A 14760-nucleotide genomic window follows, 5' to 3' on the forward strand; every position below is an offset into this window, starting at 1 on the left:
GGAACACCCCTCATCCGTCGCCTTCGGCGACACCTTCTCCCACAAGGGGAGAAGGAAAAAGGCGCCTCAACCTCAATAAATATCGAAGTCGAAATACTTGGCCTGGATCTTCTTGTAGGTGCCGTCGGCGACGATCGCGTCGATGGCCGCGTTGAGCTTGTCGCGAAGTGCTGTGTCTTCCAAGCGAACGGCAATACCGGCTTGCGTTTCCGTGCCCTTGACGTCGCCAACCAGTTTGCAGCAGCCGTCGCTCGCCTTCTTCAGCCAGTCCATCAGCACGAACTTGTCCGAGATCACAGCGTCAAGACGACCGTTGGTCAGATCGGTGATCGCCTCTTCCTGGGTCGGATAGAGCTTTGCCTCCGCGCCTGCCTTGCCATACTCATTCTGGGCGTAGTCGGCCTGCGTGGTCGAGGCCTGGGCGCCGACCGTCTTGCCGGCCAGCGCCGATGGTTCGGTCGAGGTGAGATCGCTGTCCTTCGGCGCCACCAGAGCCAGCGGTGTCGTATAATATTTGTTGGTGAAGGCGACCTGCTTCTTGCGCTCCTCGGTGATGCTCATCGAGGCGATGATGGCGTCGAATTTCTTCGCCTGCAAAGCGGGAATGATGCCGTCCCAGTCCTGGGTGACGATCTCGCACTCGACCTTCATCTGCGCGCATAGTGCATTGGCGATGTCGATGTCGAAGCCTTCGACCTTGCCGTCAGCCGTAATGGTGTTGAACGGCGGATAGGCGCCCTCCGTGCCGATCTTGATTTTCTCCTGCGCCTGCGAAAGCGAGCCGGCCGCCATCACCAGCATGGCAGCGCCTGCTGCCGATATGATCCATTTCGAAATCTGCATTTTCTTGGTTCCCCTTGAACGCCGGCATCTTGACGGGCGGCAAGGCAGCCAAGCATGGCGCGCCGGTACAGGCAAGTATTTTGCCTTGGGGCAATGAGGTCAGCGCGCGGCGCGGAAATGCTTAGACAGCTTCAGGCCCTGCGCCTGGTAGTTGGAGCCGAGATCGGTGCCGTAGAGGGCCTGCGGCCGCTTCAGCATGTGTTCGTAGACCAGCCGGCCGACGATCTGGCCATGGTCGAGAATGAACGGCACTTCGTGGCTTCGCACTTCCAGCACCGCCCGGCTGCCCGTGCCGCCGGACGCGGAATGGCCAAAGCCCGGATCGAAGAAGCCGGCATAGTGGACGCGGAACTCTCCGACCAGCGGATCGAAGGGCGTCATCTCGGCGGCGTAGAGCGGCGGCACGTGCACCGCCTCCTGGCTGACGAGGATGTAGAACTCGTCGGGATCGAGCACCAGTTCGCCGGCGCCGCTCTTGTGGATCGGCTCCCAGAAGTCGACGACTTCCTGCGCCCCGCGCTTGTCGACATCGACGAGGCCGGTGTGATGCTTGCCGCGATAGCCGACCAGACCGTTTTGGTCGCCGTTGAGGTCAATCGACAGCGCGATGCCGCCGCCGGAAATATTCGGCGGCTCGGTGGCGACCAGCGTCTGCGCGCGATGCAACTCGTGCAGCTCGGCTTCCGAGAGCAGCGCATTGCCGGTGCGGAAGCGGATTTGCGACAGGCGTGAGCCGGTGCGCACGACGATCGGGAAGGTGCGGGGGCTGACTTCCAGAAACAGCGGGCCGTGATAGCCGGCAGCGATCTTGTCGAACTCGTGGCCGCGATCGGTCATGACCCGGGTGAAGATGTCGAGCCGCCCGGTCGAGCTCTTCGGATTGGCCGAGGCCGAAATGTCAGCCGGCAATGCCAGGCTTTCAAGCAAGGGCACGATATAGACGCAGCCGGTCTCCAGCACCGCGCCCTCGGCAAGATTGATCTCGTGCAGCTGCAGCCGGTCGAGCTTTTCCGAGACCTTGTGGTTGGGGCCGGGCAGGAAGGAGGCCCGCACCCGCCAGGCCTTGTCGCCGAGCCTGAGATCGAGACTGGCCGGCTGGATCTGGTCGGCGTCGAGCGCACGCGCCGACTTCAGCGCGCCGGACTGGAACAGCGCCGATATGTCCTGATCGGGAAGAATGCCTGTCTGCCGCAAGGCTCCACTCCTAGGTCAGACGTTTTTCTTGTCGCAGGTTCTGGTCGCAAAACCGTGGAACACTTTTGCGGAACCTGCTTGGTACAAACCTCTTAATGAAGCCGGCAATTGACGCAAGCGTGGCGCGGGTCTAAAGGGTCGTTATCCCGTGGTGATTTGGCCGGTCGGCTTGCAGCCACGTTAAACAAGTCGCTAAAGGACCGTCGGGCCGCAAGGCCGTATGGACCGGTTGCGACTTTCGCGGCCGGTTTTTTTGTGTCTGGAAGAAAAGCGATGAGCACCAAGAAGCACAACTGGAAGCCTCAGACGGCACTCGTGCACAGCGGAACGCTGCGTTCCGGTTTCGGCGAAACGTCGGAAGCGATCTACCTCACCCAGGGCTATGTCTACGAAACGGCGCAGGCCGCCGAAGCCCGTTTCAAGGGTGAGGAACCGGGCTTCATCTATTCGCGCTACGCCAATCCGACCGTCGACATGTTCGAAAAACGCATGTGCGCCCTGGAAGGCGCCGAAGACGCGCGCGCCACCGCGTCGGGCATGGCGGCGGTGACGGCCGCCCTTCTGTGCAGCGCCAAGGCCGGCGACCATATCGTGGCGGCACGTGCGCTGTTCGGCTCCTGCCGCTGGGTGGTCGAGACGCTGGCGCCGAGATACGGCATCGAGGCGACGCTGGTCGACGGCACCGACATCGCCAACTGGGAAAAGGCGGTCAAGCCGAACACCAAGCTGTTCTTCCTGGAAAGCCCGACCAATCCGACGCTGGAAGTGGTCGATATCGCCGCTGTCGCTTCGCTTGCCAATTCGATCGGCGCAAGGCTGATCGTCGACAATGTCTTCGCCACGCCCCTGCAGCAGAAGCCCTTGCAGCTCGGCGCCCATATCGTCGTCTATTCGGCGACCAAGCACATAGACGGCCAGGGGCGCTGTCTCGGCGGCGTCATCCTGTCTGACAAGAAGTGGATCGACGAGAACCTGCACGACTATTTCCGCCATACCGGCCCAAGCCTGTCACCCTTCAACGCCTGGACGCTGCTGAAAGGCCTGGAAACGCTGCCGCTGCGCGTGCGCCAGCAGACGGAAAGCGCGGGCCGGATCGCGGATTTCCTGGCCGAACGGCCGGAAATCGCCCGCGTCATCTATCCCGGGCGGGCCGACCATCCGCAGGCCGACATCGTCAAGAAGCAGATGTCGGGCGGCTCGACGCTGATCTGCCTCGACGTCAAGGGCGGCAAGCAGGCGGCCTTCGCCTTGCAGAACGCGCTCGACATCGTCTTGATCTCCAACAATCTCGGTGACGCCAAGAGCCTGATCACCCATCCGGCGACGACGACGCACAAGAATCTGAGCGACGAGGCGCGCGCCGAGCTCGGCATCGGGCCGGGCACGCTCAGGCTGTCGGTTGGGCTGGAGGATGCCGACGATCTGCTCGAGGATATCGCGCAGGCCCTGAAGGCCAGGTAGGAGGCTTCAGGCGCCGGACGGCGTCTCTTCCAGCTCGGCCGTCTTGGTGCCGATGGTCATCGCATTGCCGCGCCAGTCGACGGCGCCGCCGAGCCAGCCGCGTCCCCACATCGCCGGCAGGATCAGGTCGCGCGCCATGATCGCGACGACCATGCGTGGCGACAGGTACCAGCCCTTGGACCAGGCCAGGGCGCACTCCGGAAGGTAGAAGGCCGCCAGTACGGCAATGGCGGTTGCCCAGAGGCCGAAACCGGCACTGGCCGCGGCAATCAGCGCAAGCACCAGCGGCACCAAGGCGCCGGTCAGGATTTCGGGTGCGAAGAACAGCGGGAAAGTGACGCGGCGCAGGCGCGCCCAGCGGGCCTGACGCGACCAGATCTCGTCAAACGAGCGCCGGCCAAGCGGCTGCTCGAAGGGGGCGGCGACGAGATTGACGCGCAAGCCGAGGCTGTTCACCAGCTTGGTCGCGGCGGCGTCCTCGGCGATCTCGGCGGCCAGCGCGCGGATGCCGCCATTGGCGTCGAGCATCGGCTTGTTCCAGAGCATGCTCTTGCCCTGGGCAAAGCCAAGGCCGAGCGCCTCGCCGGCATATTGCCAGCGCGCCTGCAGCGTGTTGAGGAAAGCGCATTCGACCTCGGCCCAGAAGCCGGCAGGCCGGGAGCCGATCGGCGTCGAGCAGACAAGGCCGGTGCCGGGCCGCCAGGCAGCCATCAGGTGCTGGACGTAGTCTCTCGGCATCAGCACGTTGGAATCGGCCAGGACGACCCAGTCGTGCCGCGCCGCTTCCCAGCCCTTGACGCAATTGTTGAGTTTCGGATTGGCGCTGATGCGGTCGTCGCCGATAAGCAGCCGGGCTGGCACTTTCGGAAACCGGACGATCGTCCTGTTTATCAGTTTGACCACCGGATCGTCGGCATGGGCAACGCAGAAAATCAACTCGTAGCGCGGCCAATCGAGCGAGAAGGCGCGTTCCAGCGTCTCCTGCGTGAACGGCTCGACGCCGCGCGACGGCACGACGATCGACACCGGCCGCGGCTTGGCGGCCGGCGGCCCAATGGTGTGGCGCCGTTTCAGACGCGAAGCGGCGAGCACGATGCTGGCGAGATTCGAGAGGATGAGGACAGTTGAAAGCGTGGCGGCTATGAGAGTGAGTTCCATCGAGATCCGGTCACTCCAGGAAAACCGGTCCGCAAGATGGCCGGTTTCAACAGTTCAGCAGAGCGCCCGAGTCGCGCATCACCAGTCCGCGCACACCATCATTGTCATATGTCACTTAAATGACATTCTTTGTCGGCACCTGCCCGCGAGGTCGGCCAGAGGAGGCTTCGGTCGGTTGACCTAACCGCACAGAGCGCCGAAAGTTCCGCTGGAACCGTTTTTTGGAGCCGCTTATGTATAGCGCCGTCACGCGCAACATCGAAGTGCAGGTCAGGCCATTCTATCTGGAGGACCGTTCGGATCCCTCGGAGAACCGCTATGTCTGGGGCTATCAAATAACGATCGACAATCAGTCGGACGACTTCGTGCAGCTTCTGTCGCGCTATTGGCATATCACCGACGGCACTGGCCGGGTCGAGGAAGTGCGCGGCCCCGGCGTCGTCGGCGACCAGCCCGAACTCAATCCCGGCGACAGCTACCAATACACGTCCGGTTGCCCGCTCTCGACACCATCCGGCATCATGGTCGGGCACTACACGATGCGCAACAAGCGGGGCGAGACATTCGACATCGCCATTCCGGCGTTTTCGCTGGACCTGCCGGGGACGCGGCGGACGGTGAATTGATTTCGCCTCACCGGCCGCTCCGCGGCCGGTGAGGCGTGGTTTTCTCTCTACTGAGCCGCGAATTCCGCCGGGTCGAAGTCATATTGCTTCGAGCAGAATTCGCAGGCGACGTGGATGCCGCCGTCCTCGGTGCTGTCCTTGATCTCCTGCGCGGAAAAACCCTCGAGGATGCCGCGGATCTTGTCCCTGGAGCACGAGCACTGGTCGGCGACCGGAACGCCGCCGAAGACGCGCACGCCATGCTCGTGGAACAGCCTGTAAAGCAGCCGCTCGGCACCGATCGTCGGGTCGATCAGTTCGGTCGGCTCGATCGTGCCGAGCAGCGCCAGCAACTCCTGCCAGGAATTGTCGACCGGGTCGTGGATCTCCTCGCGCGGATCGCCATCGCCACCCGGCAGGTCCGGGACGCGCATGCGCTCGGGCGACTGCGGCAGGAACTGCGCCAGGATACCACCGGCGCGCCACTGCTCGCGGGCGCCGCCGGGACCGGGCGTCAAAAGCTTGGCCACCGACAGCCTGAGATCGGTCGGGATCTGCTCCGACTGGCGGAAATAGGTGCGTGCCGCATCTTCCAGCGTCTCGCCATCGAGCTGGACGATGCCTTGATAGCGCTGCGTATGAGCGCCCTGGTCGATGGTCAGCGCCAGCACGCCGCTGCCGAGCAGGGTCTGCTGCGAGGTTTCGCCGGCCGCGACCAGCGCTTCCAGCCGGTCGGCATCGAAACGCGCATAGGCGCGCAATGCCGAGGGCGTGGAAAAATCCGCGACCAGCATGTCGACAGGCCCGTCGGTGCGGGTTTGCAGGATGAATTTGCCCTCGAACTTCAGCGAAGTGCCGAGCAGCACGGTCAGCACACAGGCCTCCGCCAGCAGGCGGGCGACCGGTTCGGGATAATCGTGGCGGCTGAGGATGGCGTCCAGCATCGGCCCGAGTTGGACCGTGCGGCCTCGCACATCGAGAGGGCCGACCTCGAACGGCACGACGTGATCGTCGCCGGCATAGCCGAATTCGCCGAGTTTGGGGTGATGTTCAGTCACTTGATAGGTTTCCAACATGACAAAGCTCCAGGGCGCGGCCATGCCGCCCTCCGGGGCGCATGCGTCGAAACGCGCTTGATTTGCGTGATGCGGCGCAAATAGGCATCACACCCCCGCAGATCAAGCTCCCGGGGATCAAGCGCCGAGACACTTCAAGCGCCGAGACACCAGGCAAGCACGGCCTTCTGGGCATGGAGCCGGTTCTCGGCCTCGTCGAAGACCACCGAATGCGGCCCGTCGATGACCTCGTCCGTCACTTCCTCGCCACGATGCGCCGGCAGGCAATGCATGAACAGCGCGTCCGGCTTGGCCTTGGCCATCAGCTTGGCGTTGACCTGATAGGGCGAGAACACGTTGTGGCCGCGGGCGCGATGCTCCTGACCCATCGAGACCCAACAATCCGTGACGATGCAGTCGGCCTGATCGACGGCTTCCTCGGGCGAGCGGGTGAAGTGCAGCTTGCCGCCATGTGCCCGCGACCAGTCGATATGCTTCTGCGCCGGTTCGCTGCCCTCGGGCACGGCGACGTTGAGGTTGAAGCGGAACCGGGCCGAGGCCTCAAGCAAGGAATGCAGCACATTGTTGCCGTCGCCGGTCCAGGCGATGGTCTTGCCGGCGACCGGACCGCGATGTTCCTCGAAGGTCATGATATCGGCCATCAGCTGGCAGGGATGGGTGTCGTCGGTCAATCCGTTGATCACCGGCACGGTGGCGTTCTCGGTCAATTCCAGCAGGCGCTCATGCGAGGTGGTGCGGATCATGATCGCATCGACATAGCGCGACAGCACCTTGGCGGTGTCGGCAATGGTCTCGGAGCGGCCGAGCTGCATCTCGGTGCCGGTCAGCATGATGGTCTCGCCGCCGAGCTGCCGCATGCCGACGTCGAAGGAGACGCGCGTGCGCGTCGACGGCTTGTCGAAGATCATTGCCAGCACCTTGCCTTCGAGCGGTTTGGTGCGTTCGCCGGCCTTGAGGCGCGCCTTTCGCACCACCGCATCGTCCAGCATCAAGCGCAGATCGCCTTCGGAAACGGTGGAAAGATCGGTGAAATGGCGAACTGACATCTGCAATGGTTCCGGGATTACTTCGCCGCGGCGGAAGCGATCGCCTCCGCCAGGCCCTTGGCGCCGGCGCGGATGCGGTTGAGCGCGTCATGGATCTCGGCGTCGGTGACGGTGAGCGGCGGCAACAGGCGAATGACGTTGTCGCCGGCCGGAACCGCCAGCAGGTGCTGGTCGCGCAAGGCCATGTTCACCTTGGTGTTGGGCATGGCGCATTTGAGGCCGAGCATCAGCCCGGCACCCCTGATGTCCTCGATGATTTCGGGAAACTCGTCGGCGACCGACGCCAGTCCCTGCTTCATCAGCAGCGCTTTGCGCTGGACATCTTCGAGGAAGCCGTCTTCCAGCACGACATCGAGCACGGCGTTGCCGACCGCCATGGCAAGCGGGTTGCCGCCGAAAGTGGTGCCGTGCACGCCAGCAGTCATGCCTACGGCCGCTTCATCCGTGGCAAGGCAGGCGCCCATCGGGAAGCCGCCGCCAATACCCTTGGCGATCGCCATGATGTCTGGCGTGACACCTGACCATTCATGCGCGAACAGCTTGCCGGTGCGGCCGATGCCGCACTGGACCTCGTCGTAGATCAACAGCAGGCCGTGCTGTTCGCACAATTGCCTGAGCCGCTTCAGCGACTGCGTCGGCACCGGGCGGATACCGCCCTCGCCCTGCACCGGCTCGATCAGGATCGCGGCCGTCTCCGGCGTGATCGCCTTTTCGGCGGCGTCGATGTCGTCGAAGCCAACCTGATCGAAACCTTCGACCTTGGGGCCGAAGCCTTCGAGATATTTGTACTGGCCGCCAGCCGCGATGGTCGCCAGCGTGCGGCCATGGAAGGCGCCCTCAAAGGTGATGACGCGGAAGCGCTCGGGATTTCCTTTGACGAAATGGTAGCGCCGCGCCGTCTTGATCGCGCATTCCAGCGCCTCGGCGCCGGAATTGGTGAAGAACACCTTGTCGGCGAAGGTGGCGTCGGCCAGCCGCTCGCCAAGCCGGCTCTGCCCCGGAATCTCATAGAGGTTGGAAACATGCCAGAGCTTGGCGGCCTGCTCGGTGAGTGCGGCGACCAGATGCGGATGGCTGTGGCCCAGCGAATTGACGGCGATGCCGCCGGCGAAATCGAGATATCGCTCGCCCTTGTCGGTAACCAGCCAGGTGCCTTCCCCGTGGTCGAAGGCCAGGGGTGCGCGAGCAAAGGTCTCGTAAAGCGCCGAACCGCTCATTATATGCGTCTCCGGTACCGGAAAATCAAAAAAGCCGCCAAAGCGGCGGCCTGTGCGGCTTATCCCGTTTTTCGGCCATGAAGTCAACGAAAACGTCGCGTAGTGGCGCGCGGCAAGCCCCCCGACGGGACGCCGGCTCATCAGCGACCGGGCAAGTTGGGGAAAACCGAAAAAACCGATTCGTGTTGCACTTGGGACTCTTGTCACCGAGTCAGCGCATAGAGTAGTTGTAGTCGAGAAATAACTAGATTTCGTGCGGCGGACCTAATCACCAGATATATGTGGTGTCTGCCCCGGCAAATGTTGCCGGGTCGGGAGAGGGATTCCGATTGCCGCACGCTTAGAGGAGCGCGGTCTCATGAACTGGACTGACGAGCGGGTAGAACTCTTGAGAAAACTGTGGTCGGAGGGTCTGAGCGCAAGCCAGATTGCTGCGCAGCTTGGAGGGGTCAGCCGCAACGCGGTCATCGGGAAGGTGCATCGGCTGAAACTGTCGGGCCGCGGACGCTCGACCGCCACACCGGCACGCCAGAAGAAGGCAGCGCAAGGATCGACCGTCCAGAAATCGGTATCACGCGCTGCAACCACGACACGCCATGTCACGACATCGATCGGCGCGACCGCCTTGCAGACGCAGTTCGACGCCGAACCCGTGGCACGCCATTATATCCGCCCGGTTGAGAATGTCGTGCTGCCGATCTCGCGGCATCTGCAACTGGTCGAGCTGACCGAGCGAACCTGCAAATGGCCGAACGGTGACCCGCTTTCAGAGGACTTCCATTTCTGCGGCAACGAAGCCGCCGAAACCGGACCCTACTGCAAATATCACGCCCGCGTGGCGTTCCAGCCGGCATCGGAGCGGCGGCGGAGTCGCTGAGCGAATAGCGAATAGCGAATAGCGAATAGCGAATAGCGAATAGCGAATAGCGAATAGAAACGGCTTGCCTTCCGTCACAGGAAGCAAGCCGTTTTTGTGTTCGCTATTCGCTACTCCCTATTCGCTCTCTTCTCACAGCCAACCGTTCTTCCTGAACCGCCAGTAGAGAAACGTGCAGATGAGCGCGATAGCGCCCAGCACCACCGGATAGCCGTATTCCATCTTCAGTTCCGGCATACTGTCGAAGTTCATGCCGTAGATGCCGGCGAGCGCCGTGGGCACCGCCAGGATCGCGGCCCAGGAGGCGAGTTTCTTGGTGTTCGCCGTTTCCTGACTCTGGCCGACCAGGAGGCTGGCCTCGAAAGCGAACGCCAGCACTTCGCGCAGGCTGTCGATCTTCTCCTGGACGGTGCGGATGTGGTCGGTCACGTCGCGGAACAGCGGGTGCATGGCGGTATGTATCTGCGGCAGCTCGGCGCTGGTCAGCCGTCGGCAGACTTCGACCAGCGGAAGCGCGGCATTGCGCAGGCGCAGGAGATCGCGGCGCAGCATATAGAGCCGTTCGATGTCGGGAGCGGTCATTGGCTTCAGCAGAACCTTGTCCTCGATCGCCTCGACTTCGTCCTCGATCTGCTCGAGCACCGGCATGTAATTGTCGACGATGAAATCGAGAATGGCATAGAGGACGAAATCCTCACCCTTGGCCAGCGAGTGCGGGCAGCTTTCCCAGTGCTGACGAACGGCGGCATAGGACGTCGAAGGACCGTGCCTGACGCTGACGATGTAGCCTGAGCCGACGAACAAATGGGTCTCGCCGAAGGTGACCCGACCGTCGATCAACTGCGCCGTGCGAGCGACGATGAACAAGGCGTCGCCATATTGCTCGATCTTCGGCCGCTGGTGCGGGTGCTCGGCATCCTCGATCGCCAACTCATGCAGGTGAAACTGCGCCTGGACGCGCAGCAACAGGTTACGGTCGGGCTCCAAAAGGCCGATCCACACGACATGACCGGATTTCTTTGCCCATTCGCCGGCTTCCTCGATGGGAATGTCGGCGATGCGGCGCCCCGCCGTGTAGACGCCGCAAGCGATAATGCCGGATATCGGCCCAGGCGCCGGGGTCAGGTTCCGAGCATTTTCCATCACGACCTCCCGGAGCAAATCCACGGGCGAGGATAGAGGCAAAGCCCGGAAAGCTTAGCGTAAATCGGGTGACGGTTCGAGAGGCGCGTTCACTTCACCGGCTGCGTCTCGGAAAGACTGATTTTGTCGGTCTTGTCACCCTTGGGCCGCTCAGCCGGCAACTGATCGCCGGTGACGATGTAATAGATGGTCTCGGCGATGTTGGTGGCGTGATCACCGATACGCTCGATGTTCTTGGCACAAAACAGCAGATGCGTGCAGGGCGTGATGTTGCGGGGATCTTCCATCATGTAGGTCAGCAATTCGCGAAACAGCGATGTGTACATGGCGTCGATCTGGTCGTCACGATCGCGCACGAAGCCGATTTTCTCCACCGCGCGAGACGCGTAGACGTCGAGCACTTCCTTCAGCTGGGTCAACGCCAGGGTGGACAGAGCCTCGAGGCCGCGGAACAGGCTGGTCGGCTGGCGTCCATCGGTGACGGCGACCACCCGCTTGGCAACGTTCTTGGCGAGATCGCCAACCCGCTCGAGGTCGGCGGAGATGCGAATGGTCCCGACGATCTCGCGCAAATCCGCCGCCATCGGCTGACGCTTGGCAATGATGATGATGGCCTTGTCGTCGATTTCGCGCTGGCCCTCGTCCAGTACGGTATCGTCGCGGATGACCTTCTGGGCAAGGCCTGGGTCGGCATTGACGAGAGCGGTAACCGCCTGCTCGACCATGCGCTCGGCATGGCCTCCCATCGCGGCGATGCGCTTCGACAGATATTTCAACTCCTCGTCATAAGCGCTGACGATGTGCACGGACTGCATGGCAAAATGCCTTCCCACGGGGTGTTTTGATTTTGAGTCGTTTCCTCGAATCCCCGCTGATACGCTAGCCGGATGACAGAAAAAAGAAACAGTCCCTTTGAATTAGGGCGATATCAGTGAGTCGGCAAATGAACCGAGAATGCCGCGCCGTTGCCGACTTCGGACTTGATCGAAAGCCGGGCGTTGTGGCGCGTCAGTATATGCTTGACGATCGACAGGCCGAGGCCGGTACCCTTCTGGGTCCGGCTGGTCTCGACGTCGACGCGGTAGAAGCGCTCGGTAATGCGCGGAATGTGCTCCTCGGGAATGCCAGGGCCAAAGTCCCTGATCGTCACGTCGATGCCCGGCTCTGATCCGGCATCGCTATGGGCTATGGATACAACCACCCGCCCACCCGACTGCCCGTATTTGCAGGCGTTTTCCAGGAGGTTCTCGAAAACCTGGAAAAGCTCATCGCGATCGCCAGGCACATGAAGCGGCCCATCGGCGTAGTGCCGCTCGATGGCGACGGCGTTTTCGCTGGCCAGCGGTCCGAGCGAGTCGATGACGCTGTCGACTGTCTGCCGCAGATCCACCTCGGTTCCCGGCTTCAGATAGGGTTTCATCTCGAGCCGCGACAGCGACAACAAATCGTCGATCAGACGCGCCATGCGACCGGTCTGGCTCTGCATGATCTGCAGAAACTGGTCGCGCGCCGCCGCGTCGTTGCGGGCTGGCCCGCGCAGCGTTTCGATAAAGCCGGCGATTGAGGCGAGCGGCGTGCGCAGTTCATGGCTGGCATTGGCAATGAAGTCGGCGCGCATGCGGTCGATCCTGCGCGTTTCGCTCTGGTCCTTGAACACCAGCACATAGAGATCGGTGGCGTGACCGACCGAGGACACGCTCACCCGGTAAGCCCGTTCGACCGGCAGCTTCTCCATGTAGTCGACGACATCCGAGGCGACATCGCCCGATAGCACGCCATCCAACAGGGTCTGCATCTCCGGCGCCCGGAATTTCAACGACAGCGACATGCCTGGCGCGATGCCACCAAAAGCGGCGAAGGCGGCGGCGTTGGCATGGACGATGGTGGCAGCCCGGTCGAAGATGATCAGCGGATCGGCGACGGCGGCGGCCAGATATTCACCCGAGAGCCGCTGCAGGCCGATGGCCTCGATAGCGGCGCCGCCGCCGATGGATTGGCGCGCGCCGGTGGCCGGCAGTATTGCCGCTGCAAGCAGCAACAGCAGCGCCGCGAGGACGACATAGGCTGAAATCTCGGCCAAGGCATAAACAGCGAGAACCGCAACGACGCCGGCCGCAAGCAGCCAGCGGCTATTCCACAGCCGTGCGGCCATGGTTTGCGTCATGCCTCTCTGCTCTGTGTCCAGGTCAGCCATTCGCTCGTGGACCTGCCCCCCATGTCTTCGCACCCGGTCGCACGGTGGCGGAAAACTTCCACTAGACCGCTTGCCGCATGACCCCGAAAATCGGGATCGATTTTCGGAAAGGATCATGCGCAAATTAAAAGTGCTACAGCGTCCTTTGCGCATCCAAACGGACGCGCGACGCTATAGTGGCTCCCCATAGCATGAGTCCGGAAGCTGGAAAGGGTTCGTCTCGATGAAAAAAGCCAAAGAAAGTCCCGCCGCGCCAACTGCGGGGCCGCTGAAGATCAGGATCGGCGGCAAGGAGAGGGAGTTCGACATCGAAAATCCCGTGCTTCCCGACTGGGTCGAGGACAACAAGCTGACCGCTGGCGGCTATCCCTACGACAAGAAGATGAAAAGCGACGAGTATGACGAGACGCTCGAGAAGCTGCAGATCGAGCTGGTCAAGGCGCAGGCCTGGCTGCAGTCGACCGGCAAACGGGTGATGGCGCTGTTCGAGGGTCGCGATGCTGCAGGCAAGGGCGGCACGATCTTCGTGGTGCGCCAGTACCTCAATCCGCGCACGGCACGCAACGTGGCGCTGACCAAGCCGACCCCGACCGAGCTTGGGCAATGGTACTACCAGCGCTATGTCGACCACTTCCCGACTTCAGGCGAATTCGTCACCTTCGACCGTTCCTGGTACAACCGCGCCGGTGTCGAGCCGGTGATGGGTTTCTGCACCCCGCAGCAGCACGAGCAGTTTCTTGAGGAGACGCCGCATTTCGAGCGGATGATCTCCAACGAGGGCATCCACTTCTTCAAATTCTGGCTGAACATCGGCCGGGAAACGCAGCTCGAGCGCTTCCATGACCGTCGCTACAGCCCGCTGAAGAGCTGGAAGTTTTCGCCCATCGACGTTGCAGGCATCACCAAGTGGGACGACTACACCAAGGTGCGCGACACCATGTTCGAGCGCACCCACAAGGAATTCGCGCCGTGGATCATCGTACGGGCCAATGACAAGCGGCGCGCGCGGCTGGCGATCATGCGGCGCATCCTGTCGTCTCTGCCCTATGAGGGGCGCGATCTCGAAATCATCGGCAAGGAAGACAAGAAGATCATCGGCGAAGGGCCGTCATTCCTCGGCAAGCAGGATTGACGCTTCCGCGCCGCGCGGCCTTGGCCGCGCGGCGCGTTCCTTGAGGCTTTCGCTCAGGCCGCGAGCCGGGCGATGCGTTGCAATCGCCGCAGCGTGGTGTCGTCCTGCAGCGCCTGCTGGAAAAGCGAAATCTCCTGATCGATGCGGTCGCAGAGGGCCTCGGTGTTCCCTTTCAGCAGGCCGCGCGTCTGCAGCAGGGCTGCGACCGGCTTCTTGACAAGCTGTCTCGCCCGGCCGAGCGCCGCTTCCTCGACGGTGCCGCCCGGCACGATCTCGGCGACGAGGCCGAGCGCCCTGGCGTCCTCGGCGCGAAGCGTGTCGCCGAGGCAGAAGAAGCGGAAGGCACCGGCATAGCCGAGCTTCTGCGGCGCCAGGATGCTGGTCGCCGCGTCCGGCACCAGGCCGAAATCGACGAACGGCACCCTGAACGTGCTCTCATCGGACGCGATCACCATGTCGCAATGGAACAGGATGGTGCAGCCGACACCGACAGCATCGCCGTCAACGCAGGCAAGGATGGGCTTGGGAAACGTCGCCAGCGTGCGGAACAGGTCGGTGACGGCGGCAATCAGTTTCTGGTGCTTGGTGGCGTCGAGGAATTCGGAGAAGTCGCCGCCCAGACAGAAACAGCCTGCCAGGCCGCGCAGCACGACGACGCGAACCTCCTCATTGTCGGCGGCTTCATGGAAGGTCCTTGCCAAGCTTTCATAGGCTCTCCTGTCCAGCACCGGCCGGCCGTCGCTCGACGACACGGTGACGACCAGCGTGTGGTTGCGAAGTTCAGGTTGCGGGTGTGTGCTCATGGCTGTCTCCG

At 62.8% G+C, this 14760-nt stretch carries 14 protein-coding genes and 1 riboswitch; of the genes, 4 read left to right on the forward strand and 10 right to left on the reverse strand.

Annotated elements, in window-relative coordinates:
• Positions 1-72 precede the first annotated feature (72 nt).
• Together EOB80_RS11385 and EOB80_RS11390 are read right to left on the reverse strand one after the other, a co-directional pair.
• Positions 73-843: an ABC transporter substrate-binding protein gene (locus EOB80_RS11385; protein WP_127327666.1), complete on the reverse strand. Its 771-nt coding sequence runs from the start codon at positions 841-843 to the stop codon at positions 73-75.
• 99 nt (positions 844-942) lie between these two features.
• Positions 943-2037: a 2'-deoxycytidine 5'-triphosphate deaminase gene (locus EOB80_RS11390; protein WP_127295332.1), complete on the reverse strand. Its 1095-nt coding sequence runs from the start codon at positions 2035-2037 to the stop codon at positions 943-945.
• 138 nt (positions 2038-2175) lie between these two features.
• Positions 2176-2253, forward strand: a riboswitch (SAM riboswitch).
• A 57-nt stretch (positions 2254-2310) separates the two neighbouring features.
• Here EOB80_RS11390 and EOB80_RS11395 point away from each other — a divergent pair.
• Positions 2311-3498: an O-succinylhomoserine sulfhydrylase gene (locus EOB80_RS11395; RefSeq protein ID WP_127327667.1), complete on the forward strand. Its 1188-nt coding sequence runs from the start codon at positions 2311-2313 to the stop codon at positions 3496-3498.
• 6 nt (positions 3499-3504) lie between these two features.
• On the opposite strand, the gene EOB80_RS11400 is transcribed toward EOB80_RS11395, so the two are convergent.
• Positions 3505-4656: a ceramide glucosyltransferase gene (locus EOB80_RS11400; RefSeq protein ID WP_127327668.1), complete on the reverse strand. Its 1152-nt coding sequence runs from the start codon at positions 4654-4656 to the stop codon at positions 3505-3507.
• A 233-nt stretch (positions 4657-4889) separates the two neighbouring features.
• Between EOB80_RS11400 and apaG the strand changes: the two genes are divergently transcribed.
• Positions 4890-5282 (forward strand): Co2+/Mg2+ efflux protein ApaG, encoded by a 393-nt coding sequence (gene apaG / locus EOB80_RS11405; RefSeq protein ID WP_013533640.1) that lies wholly within the window; start codon positions 4890-4892, stop codon positions 5280-5282.
• 47 nt (positions 5283-5329) lie between these two features.
• Here the strand turns inward: apaG and EOB80_RS11410 are convergent, their stop codons facing one another.
• The 3 genes from EOB80_RS11410 to EOB80_RS11420 all read right to left on the reverse strand — a co-directional run bounded on the left by EOB80_RS11410 (position 5330) and on the right by EOB80_RS11420 (position 8600).
• Positions 5330-6361, reverse strand: a complete 1032-nt coding sequence (locus tag EOB80_RS11410; RefSeq protein WP_127319330.1) for an Hsp33 family molecular chaperone — start codon at positions 6359-6361, stop codon at positions 5330-5332.
• A 110-nt stretch (positions 6362-6471) separates the two neighbouring features.
• The gene (gene argF / locus EOB80_RS11415; RefSeq protein ID WP_127267144.1) at positions 6472-7383 is read right to left on the reverse strand and encodes an ornithine carbamoyltransferase; all 912 of its coding nucleotides are present in this window, start codon (positions 7381-7383) and stop codon (positions 6472-6474) included.
• Between the two features lie 17 nt (positions 7384-7400).
• Positions 7401-8600, reverse strand: coding sequence for an aspartate aminotransferase family protein (locus tag EOB80_RS11420; protein WP_127327669.1), 1200 nt, complete (start codon positions 8598-8600; stop codon positions 7401-7403).
• A gap of 358 nt (positions 8601-8958) precedes the next feature.
• Here EOB80_RS11420 and EOB80_RS11425 point away from each other — a divergent pair, with 358 nt between their 5' ends.
• The gene (locus EOB80_RS11425; protein ID WP_127327670.1) at positions 8959-9477 is read left to right on the forward strand and encodes a GcrA family cell cycle regulator; all 519 of its coding nucleotides are present in this window, start codon (positions 8959-8961) and stop codon (positions 9475-9477) included.
• A 132-nt stretch (positions 9478-9609) separates the two neighbouring features.
• On the opposite strand, the gene EOB80_RS11430 is transcribed toward EOB80_RS11425, so the two are convergent.
• From EOB80_RS11430 to EOB80_RS11440, 3 genes are all read right to left on the reverse strand, one after another.
• The gene (locus EOB80_RS11430; RefSeq protein ID WP_127327671.1) at positions 9610-10620 is read right to left on the reverse strand and encodes a magnesium and cobalt transport protein CorA; all 1011 of its coding nucleotides are present in this window, start codon (positions 10618-10620) and stop codon (positions 9610-9612) included.
• Positions 10621-10709: 89 nt separating this feature from the next.
• A complete protein-coding gene (gene phoU / locus EOB80_RS11435) occupies positions 10710-11435 on the reverse strand; it encodes a phosphate signaling complex protein PhoU (RefSeq protein ID WP_127319336.1) in 726 nt (241 codons plus the stop codon).
• Between the two features lie 113 nt (positions 11436-11548).
• Positions 11549-12814, reverse strand: coding sequence for an ATP-binding protein (locus EOB80_RS11440; RefSeq protein WP_127327672.1), 1266 nt, complete (start codon positions 12812-12814; stop codon positions 11549-11551).
• Positions 12815-13037: 223 nt separating this feature from the next.
• Between EOB80_RS11440 and ppk2 the strand changes: the two genes are divergently transcribed.
• Positions 13038-13946 carry a polyphosphate kinase 2 gene (ppk2, locus tag EOB80_RS11445; RefSeq protein ID WP_127327673.1) on the forward strand — a complete coding sequence of 303 codons (909 nt, stop codon included), beginning with the start codon at positions 13038-13040 and terminating at the stop codon, positions 13944-13946.
• Positions 13947-13999: 53 nt separating this feature from the next.
• On the opposite strand, the gene EOB80_RS11450 is transcribed toward ppk2, so the two are convergent.
• Positions 14000-14749 carry an enoyl-CoA hydratase-related protein gene (locus EOB80_RS11450; RefSeq protein WP_013533649.1) on the reverse strand — a complete coding sequence of 250 codons (750 nt, stop codon included), beginning with the start codon at positions 14747-14749 and terminating at the stop codon, positions 14000-14002.
• Positions 14750-14760: the final 11 nt, after the last annotated feature.

Source organism: Mesorhizobium sp. M7A.F.Ca.MR.245.00.0.0 (assembly GCF_003997415.1).
Taxonomy (GTDB): Bacteria; Pseudomonadota; Alphaproteobacteria; order Rhizobiales; family Rhizobiaceae; genus Mesorhizobium.